Genomic DNA, 17,200 nt, shown 5'->3' on the forward strand with positions numbered 1-17,200 from the left:
TCACCCGGCGCGAGGTCTCCGCGATCAGGGCGAACGCCTCGTCGGGCCTGCCGACCTCCTCCGGGCTGAGCACCGGGCCCTGCGGCCGCTCGGCCAACCGGCTGACGCGGCGCGCTGCGGGGAGGCGGCAACCCGGCCGGCGGGGCCGAGATGGCTACCGTGGCCTCGGTCGCGACGGCGACCGTTCGGCAATCGCTTGGAGATCCTCGTGCCCGTACCTCTCGCTGAGGACGTCGAGGCGCTGCTGCGTCGCCCCAGCACCTGTTACATCGCGACGACGATGCCCGACGGCTCGCCTCAACTCACCCAGACCTGGGTCGACACCGACGGTGTGCACGTACTGATCAACAGCGTCGAGTCCCACCAGAAGACGCGGAACATCGCACGCGACCCGCGGGTGGCCGTCGCGGTGTCCGATCCCGCGGATCCGGCGTCCTACGTCCAGATCCGCGGCCGGGTGGTACGGGTGACGCGCGAGGGCGCGGTCGCCCACATCGAGGCGCTCGCGCGAAAATACCTCGGCCGTCCCTATCCCTGGTACGGGGGCACCGACCAGGTCCGGGTGATCTACGTGATCCTGCCCGAACGCATCAGCCGTCCCGTCGGCTGAACGGGAGCGGCCCGTCATCGGCTGCCTGCCGGCGCGTCAGCCCAGCAGGTGCGCCCGGGGGGCCGGGGTCAGCGCTTGCCTCGAAGGCGCCTGAGGATTCCGCCGGCCTGTTCCCGCTTGCGCGGGTCGGAAGCCGCGCGCCGTACCGAGGCGATCGTCCGCTGTCCTTGCGGACTGCGGCTGAACTGCTTGATCTTCGTGAAGAGTCCGGACATGTGCCCTCCCGGCATGGACCGCTCTGACACTACGTCGTGTGCCCCGGAACCCCTGCTCCATGCGCATCGAACCGGTCGTCCGTCGGCCGGCCGAGAGGCTGCTGAAATGGCGTCAGATTATTTTTCGAGGAGGTGCAACCGTTTCGCCGTGCCGCATGTCCCAGCATGCAGGAGCGACCGACTCCAACGACCACCCAGGGGGAAGCATGAAACTGACCCGTTCCGTCGTCACCACCACCGCGTTCGCCGCCCTGGCCCTGGGGGCCACGACCGCACTGGCGGCGCCCGCCACCGCCGCGCCCAACACCACGCCGCAGAAGGTCTGCGGAAGTGCCTACAAGACCGTGAACTCGGCCGCCATCGGCTCGCTGGGCACCGTCTACCTGACGTACAACGCCTCGAACGGCAAGAACTGCGTCGCGACCATCCGCAACAACCCGGGTGCGGCCGTGGACATGGCCCTCTGGATCGAAGTTCCCGCGACCTGGGAGCGGGGCGAGGACTTCGGCCGGTACACGTCGTACGCGGGACCGGCCTACGTGTACGGCAAGGGTCACTGCGTCGACTGGGGCGGGGGCATCAGCAACGTGCACGTGCAGGTGTACAACTCCAACTGTGGCGCGCGCAAGGAGCACCGGGTCACCGAAGTGCGCTGACCCGAGCTCCTCCTGACCGCGACGTTCCGTGCGGTCGTGCGGTCGTGTGGTCGTCGGGGGCAGGACCTACGGGACCTCCACACCCCGACGACGGCACGGAAGCCGTCGTGGTCGGGCTCGCCCCGGCAGACTCGCCCTGCGGAACTCGGCGAGCCTGCCGGGGCGAGGGCGCGTTCGCCGCTCTTCCCTCGGGTGCGCGGCCGTCCGCCTCGCGTAGGGTCGCTTGATCCTTACCGATCGAGGGAGTTGGCGATGGGACGCGGATCACGACGGGGTGCCCGGGCGGCGCTGACGGCGGTGGCGGGAGCCGCGCTGCTGGTGGGCTGTACGGACGAACCCCCGGAGCAGGTCATGCCCGGTCCGACTTCCACGGCCACGGCCGCTCCCCCGGAGGCCGCCGCCGTGGCCGAGCGCTACCGGGCGGGCGGCGGGGATCCGGACGTGTACGGGATACAGGTCGAGGAGGGTCCGGAAGGCGTGCCCCGGGTGATCATCCGGACGCGGAACGCGGACCCCGAGGGCGCGATCTTCCGCCGGCAGAACACTTCGGTCACCGCCCACCTGATGGCGAAGGAGGGGGCTTCCTTCAAGAAGGGCTACTTCATCGACGTCTTCGGCCCCGACGGCAGGATCATCCACCGCATGGACGCCCGCCCCTAGGGTGGCTTCACCACAACGTCGACGGCGGGCGATGGTGTCCTGGTTTTCCGCCGGGGCGTGGGCCGCCGTCCGCCGCCCGCTCCGGATCGCCGCCCCGAACGCTGCTCTACGATCACGGTTCGGCGCTCGTGCGGAACGCCGCATGAGGACTGAACGGACTGGGGACGGGAATGGCGATCGACAGGCCTGGCCGGCCGGAGGACCTGCCGGCGGCCGACGTGTTGTGGGCGCGGTGGGCACTGGCCGCCGTACTGGAGTCCACGGCGAAGGCGGAGGCCCGGGGTGCGCGCCGCGGCGGCACGTGGATCGACGGCCAGGGCCTGCACCTCGACGACCGGGGCTGCACCTGGTGGACGCTCCAGCAGGTGCAGGAGGGCCGCTATGTGCTCTACGGCGAGGACGAGTCCAGTGCCGTCAAATGGCACGAGCCGGCGATCGACATGCTGGCGCAGGCGCCGGACTGGCTCCCGTACGAGCGACTGCGGGCGCTGTTGGAGGGCTGGGAGCTGGGCTGCGTGTACTGGTACGAGGACGGCGCCTGGGCCCGCGCGCCCTACCCGGACGACCTGGACGACGACGGCCTCGACTGCGGAATGAGCCGTTTCGCGGTCCGCGAGGAAGCGCTGCGCGACCTGATCGCCTCCGAGCGCGGCCTCCCCCGGCCGCGGGCGGACCACCTGTTGGCCGCGGCCGAGGCGCGCGGCCTCACGGCGGCCGAGGTCCGGGAGGTGCTGGACGCCGCCGCCACGGCGGAGGGGTACGTACCGGCGGACCGGGAGGCGCTGCTGAGGTCCCTGGAGCTCGCGGCCCTGACGGCCCCCGATTCCGTGACCGCGACCCCGTCGGACCGCGCGGCCGATACCCGGTAGCCCCTCTGCGGGCCGACCGGCCAGGGCTCCCCGCCCCTCGGGACGGGGAGGTTCCGACCTGGACCGGAGCCCTCCGCTCGCGGGCCCTCGGCCTCCCGGAAGTCACCGGATCGGTGATCCGGCCTTCCTGTGCGGCGACCGGGAGCGATGGGCCACGGCGATACACAGGGTGCAGAAGGCGCAACCGCGCTTCGACGAGCCCGGCACGCTCTCCCGCGTGTCGAGCAACTCCCAGAACATGGACGACTGTCGGGGCAGCGTGGCCTCCGACGCCGAGACGCTGGTCTTCATGAGGTGTCCTCCCGACGATGGGCCGAATGGGTCCACCCAGCCTCACCGCGCACGGGATGTCCGGATGTCCTACGAACGGACGACCCCGCAGGGCCAACGCGAGCCGGCGGCCTCGGTCGCCCGCCCCTTCGTGAGGGGCAAGACTGGAGGGTGACTGTCGTACGCCCGGGAGGATCGATGAATGCGACGTTCTTGCACGACGCGAATCTGAGGCTCGAAGTCGATTCACCGGAATGGTCCGCGTTCACCGCTTCACACGGGATTCACGTCACCGGATATCACGGAGACATGAGTCCGCTGACCGAGCAGCTCGAAAAACACGCGGCGACCTTCTCGTACCTTCCTGTCCTCAATTATTTCCATCTGTGCGACGATCCCGCCTACACGCCGATCGCCAGCGCCCTCTACGCGGCGGACGGCACCACCGGAATCCCGAGCCTGCTCATCGTCCCCGCGGCCGGTGACGCCGGCACTGTCGGCGACCTTCGCGGCAAGCGGCTCGCGATAGCGCACCGCTTCTGCACGACGAGCTTCCTCGCACCGATGCTGGCGGTTCACGACCTGGGATTCCGGATCGACGACTTCTTCGGTGAACTCGTGATCACACCGCCCTACGAGGGCCAGGTGGAGGCGGTCGTGAGCGGCGCGGCGGACGCGACCTTCATCCAGGAGGACGTGTGGCTGAAAGACCCGGACAACGCGAAAAGCACCCGCGTGATCGCCCGGAGGGACCACCTTCCGACGCCCCTTTTCATCGCCGGTACGGAGGCTTCGCCCCAGCTGAGCTCGGCCGTCCTTCAATTCCTGCTGACCTACCGGCCACAGAGAAACGATTCCACTCTCTTCTCCGGATTCGCCCCCTACGATTCCTTGGCCGTCGAGGAGATCTTCCGCATCATCGAGGAAGCCGTCGCCCGCTGAACTCCACACCGCGGCGCCGGCCGCACAACGGCTCAGGATCGGGGAGCGAGCGGCTTGCGGATCGCCTGACGGATGTGATGGGTTCGGGATGCGGCTTCGTCCAGGCTGGGATTCTCGGGAAAGGCGACGACGGCGACGGTGTTGGAGTCGCCCCAGCCGCACACGGTCCTGGCGGGGTTGGGGGCGGAGACCACGCTCTGGCAGCGGATGTCGACGTCGGATCCCGGGACGCGGATCGTGCGCGCCGGATCGAGGACGCGCATGACGCCCGTCAGGGTCGATGCCTCGATCAACGAGTCACGCTTCATCCCGGTGAATTTGAAGCGCCCGGACACCGCGGTGACCTCCACCTTCACTTCGGAGCCCGGCGCCGCGCCGACGAGGAGGTATTCCGCGGTGAGGTACACCCCCTCCAGCTCGCCGAACCTTGACTTCTGCGGTACCCGGAGCGACCTGCCCTCCGGGTCCTTGACGTAGGCACCGTCGAGCAGGGCCTCGGGGAGCACCACCTCGTACGTGGCCTTCGGGAAGGTGAACGGGGCGTACGCGACCAGCCAGAGGGTCAGCGCGCCGATGCCGACGAGCGCCAGGCCCGAGCCCGTGAGGATCTTCGTACGGAGGTTCCTGCGGCTCGGTTCAGCGGCTCCGTCGGCTCCGTCGGTTGCCGCGGTTGCCGCGGTTGCCGCGGTTGCCGTCACGGTCAGCGCCCGGTTCGGGGGCGGGACCGTCGGCGGCACGTCCACGGCGGTCCGGGAGGCGGCGGGCACCGGCTCGCCACGAGGACCGGCCCGCCGGGGACCGGCCTCGGGCGAGGTGAGCAGGTCGAGGATCCGCTCGGGTGAGGGCCGCGCACCCGGGTCCTTCGCCAGGCAGTCGGCCACCACGGGGCGCAGTGCCGGGGGAAGGGCGCTGAGGTCGGCCGGTTCGTGCACGGCCCGGTACATGAGCATCATCGACGTCCCGTCCCCGAACGGGTCGCCTCCCGCGGCCGTGACGAGGACCGCCCCGAGGGCGAAGACGTCGGCGGCGGGTCCGACCTCCCGCCCCTGCGCCTGTTCGGGCGCGAGGAACCCCGGTGTTCCGAACGCGGCACCGGTGGAGGTCAGCCGCGTCGACTCCAGGGCCCGGGCGATCCCGAAGTCCAGCACGCGTGGACCGTCCTCGGCCATGATGATGTTGCCCGGCTTCAGGTCCCGGTGGACCAGCCCGCACGCGTGCACGGCCTGGAGCGCCTCCGCCAACGCCGCGCCCAACCGCCGCAGGCCCGTCTCGCCCATCGGCCCGCGCTCGGCGAGCAGGCGGGACAGGGTCGGTCCGGGTACGTAGGCCGTCGCGAGCCAGGGCGCCGGGGCTTCGGGATCGGCGTCGACCACCTGGGCCGTGTGGAATCCGCCGACCTTGCGCGCCGCGTCGACCTCGGCCCGGAACCGGGCGCGGAAGTGCGGATCGGCGGCCAACTCGGGCCGGGCCACCTTCACCGCCACCGGCCGACCGCCCCGGGAACGGGCCAGATACACCGTCCCCATCCCCCCGGCCCCGAGTTCGCCCTCCACGACGTACGCGCCCACGCGCACCGGCAACACCACGATCCCCGCGCCCCCTCGGGTCTCTCGACACCGTCAGTCCTTCGCGGATCAGTATGAACAACCGCCGGGACCTCGTCGCCGCCCGGCTGTCCGTGCTCGTGACCCGGAGCGCGCCGCTTGGCGGGGGTCGGGGTGGTCAGCGGGCGCTGCCGAGGTTACGGTCGGCCTCGGAGCCCTTGAGCATCAGGGTGGTCTCCTCGATGCGTCGGAAGCGGCCGTCGGGGGCGATGTCGGCGAACACGTAGACCTCCATGCTCACGGTCGTGCCGTCCTTCTTGGTGAGGTGGCAGGTGTGCCGGTCGGCGTACCGGTCGCCGTCGTGGAGCTCCTCGTGGACCTCGATCTCGCCGGCTGCGACGAGGGTCCGCAGATGGGCGATGTGGTCGAGGAACCGGGAACGGTCGGCCCACTCGCCGTCGGTGCGCTGGCGGTAGTCGGGGGTGAAGTGCCGGTCGGCGGCTTCGGTGAGGGTGATCTCGTCGTTGAGGAGCAGGTCGGTGAGGGCGGCCTTGATGCCGGTGCGGGTCATGTGAGGTCCTTCGGGTGGATGCGGCTGCGGATGCGGTCCGGTGGGGCGGTGGTCAGGCGCGGGTGTCGGTGAGGGTGAGGGTGTCGTCGAGCCAGTCGTAGACGCGGGCGATGGACAGGCGCATGGCGCCGGGGTGGCAGTGGGCGCCGGCGCCTTCCTCGGCGGTGAAGAGCATGAGCGTCTTGGGGCAGGTGAGGTGGTCGTAGAGCTGCTCGGGCTGGCCCTGGAAGAACATGTCCTCCTCGGCGTCGCAGACGAGGGTGGGGCACTGGATCCGTTCGGCGATGCCGTCGGCGAGGGTGTAGTCGAGGTAGGAGGCGTTGAAGGCGCGGGGGGTGTCGACGCCCATGACGTACATGCCGTGGTGGAGGGCCCAGCGGGCGACGGGGTCCTCGGTCATGATCCGGTCCAGGGCGGCGTCGAGTTCCGGGGCGGCGTCCGCGCGCAGGAGGCGTTCGGCCTCCTGCCGACCGCCGGGGATGTTGCGTACGGATATCTGGCCGAGGTCGTACAGCCCGTCGACGGCTATCAGCGCGGCCGGCCGGTGGTCGAAGGCGACGGCCCGGGGGGCGAGCACTCCGCCCATGCTGAGGCCCAGCAGTCCGATGCGGCCGTTGTCGACCTCCGGGAGGGTCTCGGCGAAGTCGATCACCGGGGTGATGACGTTCTCCCAGTCGGGGCGGAAGACCAGGCCCTGGTGGTGGCGCGGCCCGGGCATTCCGGGGCCGTCGAAGACCAGCACGGTGTAGCCGCGCTCGACGCCGGCCAACGCGCCGAAGAAGTGCATCTCCTCCGCGGTGCCGTCGAATCCGTTGTGCATGATCAGCGTCGGTCGGGGGGTGCCCGAGTCGTCGACCCGGTAGAGGTAGCCGGGCAGCGTGGTGTCCTCGTAGGGGATCCGGACCGGCTCGATGAGGGGGCTGGTGTAGAGGGCGGCGGCGGCCTGGAAGCACTCCACGGAACGGTCGTAGGCGTGGTCGTGGCGCGGGTCGCAGTCCTTGCCGTGCAGGAAGAACTCCGACGACCGGTAGTAGTTCGAGGCCCGCAGGAAGCCGTCGCGGGCGCTGACGCGGTGGCCGGCCGCCAGCGCCTTTTCCGCCTCCGACGAGACCCGCTCGGCGGTGGCGAACCATTCGGTGTACCAGCTGTCGTAGTCGCCCTCGGTGATCCGCTCGCCGGTGGAGACGACCTCGCCGAAGTCGGCGCCGCCGTAGGCGATGTGGCTCAGCGAGCGCAGGGTCTCGTACCAGAACTGGGCGTTGTTCGGGAACAGCAGCGGCTTCACGGCAGTCTCCTCCGACCGGGTCCACAAGCACAGATTTGTGCTTACGAGATGGACCATAGACCCTCGCCGACTCGGAAGCAAATATTTGTGCTTACGATGGGGGTGTGACTGAGAAACAACCCGCCTCACGCATCCGCAGGAGCCCCGAGCAGGTCCGCACGGCCGTCCACCAGGCGGTCATCGACCTCCTCTCGGACCCCGAGGGCGAAGGCCTCACCATCCCCGCGATCGCGGGGCGCGCCGGCGTCAACCACACCAGCGTCTACCGGCGCTGGGGCAGCCTGGAGGCACTGCTGGCCGACACGGTCACCACCCGCCTCGAACGCGATTCGCCGCTGGACGACACCGGCAGCCTGCGCGGTGACCTCATCTCCTGGGCCGAGGGCAGCGTCGCGAGCATGGGCACGCCCGAGGGCCGCGCACTGGTGCGCGCCGTCGTCCTGTCCATGCCGAACAGCGCGCAGGCCCAGGACGAGCGCGGCCTGCATTTCCGGCGCCGCATGCGGTCCATCGAGCAGATCCGGGAGCGGGCCGAGGCCCGGGGCGAGGAGGCGCCGCCGGTGGAGCAGATCCTCGACCAGTTGATCGCGCCGTTCTACATCCGGGCGATCTTCGGCATCGACGTGCCGACGACCGGCTACCCGGAGCTCCTCGTCGACCGACTCCTCGGCGGCGTGCGGGGGCCGGATCCGGCCTGAGGGCCGTGCGGCCGGGGCGCGCCGGCCCTCCCGTCCCGTCACGACGCCGACTCCGGCACCCGGCGGCCGGCGGCCGGATCTCCACCCGCTTCTCCACCCCCGGGTCCAGGTGCGGCGGGCGGCGTCGCAGCAGTCTGGAGGGCATGACAACAACCGAGTGGATCACCGACATCGCCCTCCTCCTGGTCGTCTTCCGGCAGCTGCGGGAAGGACGCCTCGACCGCAGGACGTTCCTGCTGCCGCTGGGGATCGTGGCCTTCGTGGCGTACTCGTACCTGGACTCCGTCCCCACCGCCGGCAACGACCTCGTGCTGATCGCGACCCTGACGGCCGTGGGCGCCGCCCTGGGCGTCGCGGGAGGCCTGTACACCCGCATCCGCGCCCTCGACGGGGACCTCCTCATCAAGGCGGGTGCCGTGTCGGCGATCCTGTGGATCGTGGGCATGGGAGCGCGGATGGGGTTCCAGACGTGGGTGCAGCACGGCGGCGGCGCCGACGACGTCGCCCGGTTCAGCCTCGCCCACCACATCACCGGCGAGCAGGCATGGGTGACGGCCTTCGTCCTGATGGCCCTCACCGAGGTCGTCACCCGAGTGGCCACCATCTTCGTCCGCAGCCGGACGGTACGGGCGGCCACCGCCGTGCCCGTGCTCGGTGGGGCGGCCTGACCGTGCCGTATCTTCGGCGTGTGCCCGCAGAACACAGCGCTCCGCTCCCCGGCGACGACACCGGCCGGGGTGCGGGCGCACGCCCCGTTCCCGGGCACGACCCGCGCGTGCAGTGGGTGGCCTCCCTCGCGGTCGTCGTCGTGGGAGCCCTGACGATCCGGCCCATGGGCACCGAGGGCCGGGGTCTGGTGGTGGCCCTCCTCTTCGTGGTCAACTCCCTGGCGCTGCTGGCCCGCCGCCTTCCCGAGCACAGGGTCTCCCCGCGCCTCGCCCTCGTCTGGCTCACGCTCGGGGTGATCGCGGCGGCCGCACTGATCGGCCTGAGCAGCAGCGGAACGGGCTACCTCTTCGCCTTCTTCCTCTCCGGTCACATCGGATACCGGCTGGCGACCCGGCCCGCCCTCGCCCTCGCCGGGTTCTGCAGCCTGCTCTGCGGCGCGGTGCTGTTCCTGCGCCTCGGTCCGGGGCACGAGCTGCTGCCGTGGATGTTCGGCCTCGCCACCGGCGCCCCGGTCGTGATCGGCATCGTCAACCGCAGCCGCCGCCAGGCGGTACGGGCGGCGATCGACGCGGCCGAGTCGGCCGAACGCGCCGCCCGGGCCGAGGCGCGCACCGCCGTCCTGACCGAACGCGGCCGGATCGCCCGGGACGTGCACGACGTCCTGGCCCACTCCCTCGCCGGGATCAACATGCAGTTGGAACTGGCGGACGCGCTGATCGAGACGGGCGATCTCGACAAGGTCCGCGAGGCCCACGCCAAGGCGCACCGCCTGGTCAAGGAGAGCCTGAAGCAGGCGCAGTGGACGGTGCACGCCCTGCGCGAGGACGCGCTGCCGCTGCGCGAGACGCTGACCGCGATGCTGGCGTCCTCCGGGCACCACGACGCCCTCGCCCTCACCGTCACCGGCGACGAGCACGAGGTGCCCGCCCGGACCGTCCAGGACCTGCTGAGGATCGCCCAGGAGGCGCTGACCAACGCGGCACGGCACGCCCCGGGGGGAACCGTCGACATGGAGCTGGCGTTCACCCCGGAGTCGACCGCGCTGAGGATCCGCAACCGACCCGCCACCCGGCGGGCGGCCCCGGGCGCGGGCGCGGGCAGCGGGATGGGACTGATCGGCATGCGCGAACGCGTCGCCCTGCTGGGCGGAACCCTGACCGCGGGCCCGGTCACCGAAGGCCCGCACCAGGGCGACTGGCAAGTGGAGGCAGTGATCCCGCGATGACCGGACAAGCAGCGCATCAGCAGGAGTTGAGGGTGGTCGTCGCCGACGACCAGGCCGCCGTCCGCGAGCCCCTCGCCGCGGTCCTCGCCCTGTCCGAGGGCATCGAGGTCGTCGCGGCCGCCGCGAACGGCGCCGAGGTACTGACGGCCGTCGCCGCCGGCCCGGTGGACGTCGTGCTGATGGACCTGAGGATGCCCGTCATGGACGGCATCGAGGCCACCCGCCGCCTGACCGAGGAGCATCCGGAGGTCGCGGTGGTCGTCCTGACCACCTTCGCCGACGACGACTCGATCCTGGGCGCCCTGGGCGCGGGGGCCCGCGGATACCTGACCAAGAACGCCGGACGCCAGGACATCACCCGGGCGATCCGGGCGGCGGCCGCCGGCCAGTCCGTACTCGACCGCGAGGTACAGGACCGTCTGCTCGCCACCGTCAGGGTCAAGGCGCCCGCCCCGGACCGCGCGCTGCCCGAGGACCTCACCCCGCGCGAGCGCGAGGTGCTGGCCCTGATCGGCCAGGGCCTGCCCAACCGGGGCATCGCCGAGCGGCTGTTCATCAGCGAGGCCACCGTCAAGACGCACATCAACAACCTGTTCGCCAAGGCCGGGATCCGCGACCGTCCGGACGCCGTCCGCCGCGCCATCGCCTCGGGCCTCGCCTGAACCGGGGCCCATCCGGCCCGGGGTGGCGCCGGGTCGGACCGGTGCGGGTGCGGTCGCCCCGCTTGGCGGCGGGCATCGCGGGTAGGCGGGGGTCCTGTCCATCACGCGGTCCGGCTTCCGCGCCGGCTCCGACGATCGGGGTGAGTCATGGTGAGGTTCGCACGTACGGCGGTTCCCGCGCTGCTGTCGGTGGCGGTGGGTGCCGCGCTGGTGTCCGCCGTCCCGGCGGCGGCGGCTCCGGGGGCGGTGGTTCCGGGGGCGGCAGGGGCGCCCACCTGCGCCGCCGAGGACCTGGGCGTGTCCGTCGGGACACCGGACGTCGGCGCGGGCCAGCTCTACGTACCGCTCGTCTTCACCAACGTCGGCGGCGGCCCGTGCACCCTCCTCGGGTATCCGGGCGTCAGTGTCCTGGACGCCGACCTGCGACGGATCGGCAACCCGGCCGAGCGGGACGGCCGGACGGCGGAGCCCGTACGCCTCGCCCCCGGGGCCCGCGCGACGGCCGTCCTGCACACCACGAACGGCCCCATCGGCGGCCCCTGCCTGCCCGAGGGCACGCACCTGTCGGTCTACGCGCCCGCTTCGACGGAGGCGACCGTCGTCGACGCCGCCTTCCGGATCTGCTCGAACCGCTTCACGGTCGGCCCGGTCACTGCCTGAGCACGGATCCCTTGGAGGCGGTTCTCCGCCGGCGGAGCCGCCGTCCTACGAATCCGACGGTGCGGCCGAAGCTGGAAGGTCGAGAACACGGGCAAGGGCGGCTGCGACGGGCCGGAAGTGGCTGGACAGGTGTCCGGAGGCCCATTCGGCTGCCAGTGCGAGGAAGTCGACCAGGTCGCGCTCGACCCCGGCGAGCAGGTGGCGAAGCTCGGCGACGGACAGTTCGATCACCGGACTGCGGCGTTGCTCGGCGTTGACAGTGAGCCGGACCGTGTCGCCGAAGCGCTCCGCCAGCGGTGACACGGGGTCGTGACCGAAGCCGAGCGGGCTGCCGTCGTTGACGAGCCGGTGCCAGTCACGCCAGTCCTCCAGTCCGTCGCAGCAGCCCGGCAGAAAAGAGACGCCTGTGGAATGGTCGGTGACCCAAAGACCGCCGGCCGCGAAGAGGCAGTCGAAGGTCATCAGTCCGTGGAGGAACGAGCCGAGTGCGTCGGCCGGACGAGGCGGGCGGTCGCCGTCGGGGTCGATGTCGTTGCAACCCGCGATGCGCATCACCGCCGTCCCGACCTCAGCGGGTGAGAGCTCACCGCTGAGGGGCAGGAAGCCGAACGGCTGGATCTCGGCGACGGGCCAGAGGTCGAAACCGTCAGAGGCGTAGATCTCCAGGACGGGATGCATCACGATCACTCGGCGGAGTGTGCCGCATCCCCGCCCGGAGCGCCTCCTGATTACGCCGCCCCCTTGTCTCCCCCAAGACGCTGACTACGTCGGCGGCTCTGTCTCTGATCTTGTGACGGGTGCGGCTCCTCCGGTTTGCAAGCATGACACCGTGCCGTCGGCAGACCGAGGGGGAGCAACATGACCGACTTGCCTCAATGGCTTCAGGCGTGGTTCGTGGAGAACGAACCTGGATACCGGGGCAGAGGCATCCGGCTCGTGCTGTGGCTCAAACCGATTGATGCGCTTCCCGACAGGCCTGGACGCAAGAGGATGGCCGACGCGAGGGTGACCGCCGAGGCAGGGGATCGCTGGGCCGACTGTGCCGTCCATGAGCAGGGCTGGGCCAGAGTTCTGGCCATGGGAAAGGAGAGTGGCCCGGTCTGGCAAGCGGACCTTCGCCCGAGTGGCCGAGGGGATGTCGATGCTGCTCTCGGGCAGATGCCGGCTTGGGTCGAATCGGCATCCGAGGTACCGCACTGGGCGGAGATCTGAGCGAGTGGCACCGCGCCACAGAGGCCGTTCGGTGATGCCGTCCTGAGCGGATACGGATGTACGCCGACACGGGGTGACGCGTCGGGTCCGTCGGCGGCCCGGGGGGACGGACCGGCCGATTGACCCGCAGGCGGTGCGACGGGGGCCGTCGCGGGGGCTCGAAGGCCCGCGTACCCCTAAAGAGCTACGCCGCAGGTTGGCTCCTGCGGGGGACGCGGATGACAGGGACTCGAAGCGAATCTTGTGACGCACGCTCCGGACACACCGTCATCACGGACGGCCCGCTCTCCATACGCCCAAGGAACCGACCATGTCCCTCGCCACGCCCCCGACACCTGCTCCGCAGGCCACGCCCGTCCGCATCATCGGGAAGTCGCTGCTGGTCGTTGTCGCCCTGAGCGCCTCGATCATCGCCTTCCTGACAGCCACGATCATGCTGGGCGCGTACTTTCCGGCCGTTCCCAAGGCGGGCGTCATCGGCCCGGTCATCGGCGGCCAGTATCCCTTCCACGTGGCGCTCCTGGCCGGCATAGGCGCGGCCCTGGGTTGCCTCGTATGGCGGCGTGGCCCGGCGCGCTGGGGGCGGGCCCTGACAGCGGTGACCGCTCTGTCGGCCATCGCCGCTCTGGTCATCGGCGCCGTTCAGTTCGCCGCCGCGCGCGACGCCGGCACGAGGGTCTCGTTCGGCCAGGTCTTCAGCGGCCTCGGCCCCCGCGAGGACGCCGCCCCGGACACGACCCAGGTCTATGCCACCCGGGACGGCGAGCGGCTCGAGGCGGACGTGTACCGGGCGAAGGTGAGCCCCGGTGGCAAGGCGCCCGCCGTCGTGCTCGCCCATGCCGGAGGCTTCCACACCTTCGACAAGAGCGACCTGCGCGGCACCGGCCGGTGGCTGGCGGACCACGGTGTGACGGTCCTGGCCGTCGACTACACCCTGGCGACACCCGCACGCCCCACCTGGGACCAAGCCCCGCACGACCTGATGGCAGCCCTGGGCTGGGCGCAGGAGCACGCCGATCGCTACGGCATCGATCCCTCCCGCATATCACTGGGCGGTATGTCGGCCGGCGGCACGCTCGCCATGAACACGGCCTACCGCCTCCAGAACGGCACCTTGCGGGCCACCGACGGCCCCACTCCCAGGCCCCCGCACTCGGTTGTCGGCTTCTATCCCGGAACCGATGTCAGGGGCATGTGGGAGCAGGACGTCGCCGGTACCCGTGAGGCCGCGGAACTCTTCACCGGCGGCACTCCCGACGACCACCCCGAGCGCTACCGAGAGGTCTCCCCCACCACCGACCTCCGCGAGGGGCTCCAGCGCACGCTGCTCGTCGTGGGAGACCGCGACCGAAGTGCCCGTCCGGGGACCGTCAAGGGCTTCGGCGCCTCGCTGCGCGACAAGGGTGTGGACGTCACGGTCAAGGAGCTCCCCTTCGCCGAGCACGCCTTCGATGACGTCTACGGCAGCCTCACCTCCCAGACGAGTCGTCAGATCCTCCTCGACTTCCTCCGTACGAGCGCGTCGCGCTGATCGCACTCAACCCGGGTGGGGATGCGGTGCGGGAGCTCACACCGGTTCGACGGGGAGCCACAGTTCGCAGGTCGCGGTGGTGAAGTCGGGCGCGCGGTCGAGGGTGGCGACGATGGAGGGACCCTGACGCAACCTCCACGGGTTGGAGGGGAACCAGTCGGTTGCGGTCGCCGCCCAGGTCGTCTGCAGGGCCTGCGGATGCGGCCCGCTGGTGCGGAAGACGGCCCAGGTGCCGTCCGGTACCTCGATCGCGTCGAGGTCTGCCGGGAGCGGTGTGGCCCGGTCCATTGCGACTCCGTGGAGGTAGGTCAGTTCGCTGCCCTCCGTCGCGTCCGGGTCGAGCCCGTCGCTCACCTGGAGCAGGCCCGCGGGGTCGGTGTCGCCGAGGGCCTTGAGCCTGAGGTGCTCCTCCGGGGGCAGTGCGGCGATGTGCGCCTGGATGTGCGGGTTGACGCCCTGGTGGATGAGGGGGACCCGGGTGGCATGCCCGACCAGGCGGAACGCGGGTCGGACGACGAGGCGGGTTTCCATGGGGATGCTTCCTTCGACGGTCAGGCGGAACCTGAGTTGGGGTTGTGTGCGCAGGGGGCCTCCGTCGCGGCGCACGTCGCCGGGGCCGGCGCCGTGGACGGCCCGGAACGCGCGGGCGAAGGCCTCGTTCGAGCCGTATCCGTGCCGCACCGCGATGCTCAGCAGATCAGCCTCGCCCCGAATGACGTCGGCGGCCGCGACGGTCATGCGGCGGCGCCTCACGTACTCCGACAACGGCATGCCGGCCAGCGAGGAGAACATCCGGCGCAGGTGGTACTCGGTCGTGCCGAGCGTCCCCGCCAGGGCGCGGACGTCGAGATCCTCCGCGAGATATTCCTCGACGAGTTCGACGAGCTGGTTCAGTGCCGAGATCACAAGGCCTCCCTTTCGAACCCAACCTTGGCAGCGGCTCCCCGGCCCGCGCCCGATCGATGCGAACCGATCCGATCGTGCCCCCGTGCGTCGAGGACGGCTCGTCGGCACACGACGACGCTCGCCCGCGGCCTCCGCGGCCTCCGTGTGAGGGATACGGGCGACCGCTCACCCCGCGCCGACGGGCTCGGGGTGGGTCATGATCCGGATCGGGGCAGCGACGGTGGGGTCCAGGCGTGGTGGCGCAGGATCATGCGCATGGTGGCGCCCGGTGGCGTCATCCGCATCGCCGCGTTGCGCAGGGCGACGGCCAACGGGTGGGACAGTCGGTGGCCCATGGTCCCGGCCTGCCGGGCGGCCCGCGCCACGGCCTGGCCGCGCGGCCGACGCACGGCGTCGTAGCGGGCCAGTGCGGCCTCGACGGTGGACTCCGCACCGAGGGCGGCGGCCAGGGTGACCGCGTCCTCCAGTGCTTGGCAGGCCCCCTGTCCGAGGTTGGGGGTCATCGCGTGCGCCGCGTCGCCGAGCAGGACGATCCGGCCGACCGCGTAGGAGGGCAGCGGCGTGCGGAGTTCGTTCACGTCGTGGTGCAGCACGCTCTCGGCCCGAGTCGCATCGAGCAGTGCGGGGATCGGCTCGTGCCAGGTACGGAAGCGTCGCCGCAGTTCGGTCAGCGGATCGTCGAACCGCGTCCCGGCGGGGAGGCTGAGGACCGCGTGCCATTCGGCCCGTCCGTCGAGGAACGCGATGTGACCGAACTCCGTGCCCCTGCCCCAGGTCAGCTCGAAGTCCGTGCGCAGATCGGCCGCGTGCTCGGTGATGGCGCGCAGCACCGTCGAGCCGCTGTAGGTCGGTCCGGGGTGGTCGGGGAAGAGTCGGCCGCGTATCTCGCTGCCGATGCCGTCGGCCGCCACGACCAGATCGGCTTCCAGGGTCGTGGCGCCGTGGCCGACGCGCACGGTCCGCGGGCCCGCTCGTTCGACCGCGCGGGCCCGGGCGCCGACCGTCAAGGCGCCGGCGGGCAAGGCCTCGCGCAGCAATCGGTGCAGGGTGGAACGCGGGATGCCCACGATGGGGGTGCCCACGGCCTTCTCCAGTGCCCTCCCGTCCATGCGGGCCAGCCGGCCGCCGCGGGGTGTGCGGGTGCCGCCGCTGTACTGGCCTCGTGCGGCCTCCCGGACGGCCCGGCCGACGCCGAGTTCGTCCAGTGCCCTCAGGCCGTTGGCGGCCAGGGAGATTCCCGCGCCCGAGTCTTCGAGCGTGGCCGCGCGCTCCAGCACCTTCACCTCCCATCCGATGCGGTGCAGGCCGATCGCGGCGGCCAGACCGCCGATGCCTCCTCCGACCACCACGGCCGTGTTCCCCATGCCGAAGCCCCCTCTTTCTACACCTGTAGAAGATGACTCTAGCCCGAGTCTCTACGGGTGTAGAAAGGGGTCATGGCTTCGGATCGACGCACCCTTCTCGCGGACGCGGCTCTCGACGTCCTCGCCGACGACGGAATGCGCGGCCTGACTCACCGCGCCGTCGACCGCAGGGCGGCGATGCCGGCCGGCACCACCTCGGCCTACTTCCGCACCCGCGCCGCGCTGCTGACCGCGCTCGCGAGCCGCCTGGTCCAACTCGACCAGGCGGAACTCCAGGCGGCGGCCGAAGGGCTCGCTCCCCTGCGCACCCCCGCAGACCTGGTGGACGGCGTGTTGGCGCTCACCCGGCGGCGCCTCACCGGCGCGGGACGCCGCCGCTCGCTGGCTCGCCACGCCTGTGCCATCGAGAGCGTCCGTGACGAGGAACTGCGGGAGATCCTCGTACCCCGCGAGAACGCCGGCCGCGAGGCCGTCCGGCGGTTCCTCACCGAGCGCCGCGTCGCTGACGTGGAGAACCGCACTCACACCCTGCTGACCTGCATCGACGGGCTGATCTTCGACGGGCTGGTGAACGGCGGCGCGGTACGGCGCGAGGCCGTCGAAGGACTGGTCGCCGCCGCTCTGCGCCGGGGAGTCGGCGACCCGACGTAA

The 17,200-nt window shown here is 71.4% G+C and carries 20 protein-coding genes; 12 read left to right on the forward strand and 8 right to left on the reverse strand.

Going from position 1 to position 17,200, the window contains the following annotated elements; all coding sequences use genetic code 11:
• Positions 1 to 208: 208 nt before the first annotated feature.
• Positions 209 to 610, forward strand: coding sequence for a TIGR03618 family F420-dependent PPOX class oxidoreductase (locus tag AB0D01_RS25835; protein WP_363059193.1), 402 nt, complete (start codon positions 209 to 211; stop codon positions 608 to 610).
• A 68-nt stretch (positions 611 to 678) separates the two neighbouring features.
• Here the strand turns inward: AB0D01_RS25835 and AB0D01_RS25840 are convergent, their stop codons facing one another.
• On the reverse strand, positions 679 to 825 hold the full coding sequence (locus AB0D01_RS25840) for a hypothetical protein (protein ID WP_363059195.1): 147 nt from the start codon (positions 823 to 825) through the stop codon (positions 679 to 681).
• Positions 826 to 1,031: 206 nt separating this feature from the next.
• On the opposite strand from AB0D01_RS25840, the gene AB0D01_RS25845 reads away from it, so the two are divergent.
• From AB0D01_RS25845 to AB0D01_RS25855, 3 genes are all read left to right on the forward strand, one after another.
• Positions 1,032 to 1,481 (forward strand): spore-associated protein, encoded by a 450-nt coding sequence (locus tag AB0D01_RS25845; protein WP_363059197.1) that lies wholly within the window; start codon positions 1,032 to 1,034, stop codon positions 1,479 to 1,481.
• A 252-nt stretch (positions 1,482 to 1,733) separates the two neighbouring features.
• Positions 1,734 to 2,141 (forward strand): hypothetical protein, encoded by a 408-nt coding sequence (locus AB0D01_RS25850; protein ID WP_363059199.1) that lies wholly within the window; start codon positions 1,734 to 1,736, stop codon positions 2,139 to 2,141.
• A 170-nt stretch (positions 2,142 to 2,311) separates the two neighbouring features.
• Complete coding sequence (locus AB0D01_RS25855) at positions 2,312 to 3,010, forward strand: hypothetical protein (protein WP_363059201.1); 699 nt, start codon at positions 2,312 to 2,314, stop codon at positions 3,008 to 3,010.
• 102 nt (positions 3,011 to 3,112) lie between these two features.
• Here the strand turns inward: AB0D01_RS25855 and AB0D01_RS25860 are convergent, their stop codons facing one another.
• Positions 3,113 to 3,301: a hypothetical protein gene (locus tag AB0D01_RS25860; protein WP_363059203.1), complete on the reverse strand. Its 189-nt coding sequence runs from the start codon at positions 3,299 to 3,301 to the stop codon at positions 3,113 to 3,115.
• Between the two features lie 177 nt (positions 3,302 to 3,478).
• Here AB0D01_RS25860 and AB0D01_RS25865 point away from each other — a divergent pair, with 177 nt between their 5' ends.
• Positions 3,479 to 4,222, forward strand: a complete 744-nt coding sequence (locus AB0D01_RS25865; RefSeq protein WP_363059205.1) for a PhnD/SsuA/transferrin family substrate-binding protein — start codon at positions 3,479 to 3,481, stop codon at positions 4,220 to 4,222.
• 32 nt (positions 4,223 to 4,254) lie between these two features.
• On the opposite strand, the gene AB0D01_RS25870 is transcribed toward AB0D01_RS25865, so the two are convergent.
• The 3 genes from AB0D01_RS25870 to AB0D01_RS25880 form a co-directional block, all read right to left on the reverse strand.
• Positions 4,255 to 5,808, reverse strand: a complete 1,554-nt coding sequence (locus AB0D01_RS25870) for a serine/threonine-protein kinase (RefSeq protein ID WP_363059207.1) — start codon at positions 5,806 to 5,808, stop codon at positions 4,255 to 4,257.
• Positions 5,809 to 5,944: 136 nt separating this feature from the next.
• On the reverse strand, positions 5,945 to 6,337 hold the full coding sequence (locus AB0D01_RS25875; RefSeq protein WP_363059209.1) for a nuclear transport factor 2 family protein: 393 nt from the start codon (positions 6,335 to 6,337) through the stop codon (positions 5,945 to 5,947).
• A 52-nt stretch (positions 6,338 to 6,389) separates the two neighbouring features.
• Positions 6,390 to 7,622, reverse strand: a complete 1,233-nt coding sequence (locus AB0D01_RS25880) for an alpha/beta fold hydrolase (RefSeq protein ID WP_363059211.1) — start codon at positions 7,620 to 7,622, stop codon at positions 6,390 to 6,392.
• Positions 7,623 to 7,726: 104 nt separating this feature from the next.
• Between AB0D01_RS25880 and AB0D01_RS25885 the strand changes: the two genes are divergently transcribed.
• From AB0D01_RS25885 to AB0D01_RS25905, 5 genes are all read left to right on the forward strand, one after another.
• A complete protein-coding gene (locus AB0D01_RS25885; protein WP_363059213.1) occupies positions 7,727 to 8,320 on the forward strand; it encodes a TetR/AcrR family transcriptional regulator C-terminal ligand-binding domain-containing protein in 594 nt (197 codons plus the stop codon).
• Between the two features lie 143 nt (positions 8,321 to 8,463).
• The gene (locus AB0D01_RS25890) at positions 8,464 to 8,988 is read left to right on the forward strand and encodes a hypothetical protein (RefSeq protein WP_363059215.1); all 525 of its coding nucleotides are present in this window, start codon (positions 8,464 to 8,466) and stop codon (positions 8,986 to 8,988) included.
• A 107-nt stretch (positions 8,989 to 9,095) separates the two neighbouring features.
• Positions 9,096 to 10,214 (forward strand): histidine kinase, encoded by a 1,119-nt coding sequence (locus AB0D01_RS25895; RefSeq protein ID WP_363059402.1) that lies wholly within the window; start codon positions 9,096 to 9,098, stop codon positions 10,212 to 10,214.
• Positions 10,211 to 10,876: a response regulator transcription factor gene (locus AB0D01_RS25900; protein ID WP_363059217.1), complete on the forward strand. Its 666-nt coding sequence runs from the start codon at positions 10,211 to 10,213 to the stop codon at positions 10,874 to 10,876. Before AB0D01_RS25895 ends, AB0D01_RS25900 begins: the two co-directional genes overlap by 4 nt.
• A 147-nt stretch (positions 10,877 to 11,023) precedes the next feature.
• Positions 11,024 to 11,536, forward strand: a complete 513-nt coding sequence (locus tag AB0D01_RS25905) for a DUF4232 domain-containing protein (protein ID WP_363059219.1) — start codon at positions 11,024 to 11,026, stop codon at positions 11,534 to 11,536.
• A 45-nt stretch (positions 11,537 to 11,581) separates the two neighbouring features.
• Here the strand turns inward: AB0D01_RS25905 and AB0D01_RS25910 are convergent, their stop codons facing one another.
• Positions 11,582 to 12,214 carry a hypothetical protein gene (locus tag AB0D01_RS25910; RefSeq protein WP_363059221.1) on the reverse strand — a complete coding sequence of 211 codons (633 nt, stop codon included), beginning with the start codon at positions 12,212 to 12,214 and terminating at the stop codon, positions 11,582 to 11,584.
• An 844-nt stretch (positions 12,215 to 13,058) separates the two neighbouring features.
• Between AB0D01_RS25910 and AB0D01_RS25915 the strand changes: the two genes are divergently transcribed.
• Positions 13,059 to 14,279, forward strand: coding sequence for an alpha/beta hydrolase (locus AB0D01_RS25915; protein WP_363059223.1), 1,221 nt, complete (start codon positions 13,059 to 13,061; stop codon positions 14,277 to 14,279).
• A gap of 36 nt (positions 14,280 to 14,315) precedes the next feature.
• Here the strand turns inward: AB0D01_RS25915 and AB0D01_RS25920 are convergent, their stop codons facing one another.
• Positions 14,316 to 15,185, reverse strand: coding sequence for an AraC family transcriptional regulator (locus AB0D01_RS25920; RefSeq protein WP_363059225.1), 870 nt, complete (start codon positions 15,183 to 15,185; stop codon positions 14,316 to 14,318).
• 194 nt (positions 15,186 to 15,379) lie between these two features.
• Complete coding sequence (locus AB0D01_RS25925; RefSeq protein ID WP_363059227.1) at positions 15,380 to 16,549, reverse strand: FAD-dependent monooxygenase; 1,170 nt, start codon at positions 16,547 to 16,549, stop codon at positions 15,380 to 15,382.
• A gap of 72 nt (positions 16,550 to 16,621) precedes the next feature.
• On the opposite strand from AB0D01_RS25925, the gene AB0D01_RS25930 reads away from it, so the two are divergent.
• Positions 16,622 to 17,200 (forward strand): TetR family transcriptional regulator, encoded by a 579-nt coding sequence (locus tag AB0D01_RS25930; protein WP_363059229.1) that lies wholly within the window; start codon positions 16,622 to 16,624, stop codon positions 17,198 to 17,200.

It is taken from the genome of Streptomyces sp. NPDC048606 (genome assembly GCF_040650855.1).
GTDB lineage: Bacteria > Actinomycetota > Actinomycetes > Streptomycetales > Streptomycetaceae > Streptomyces.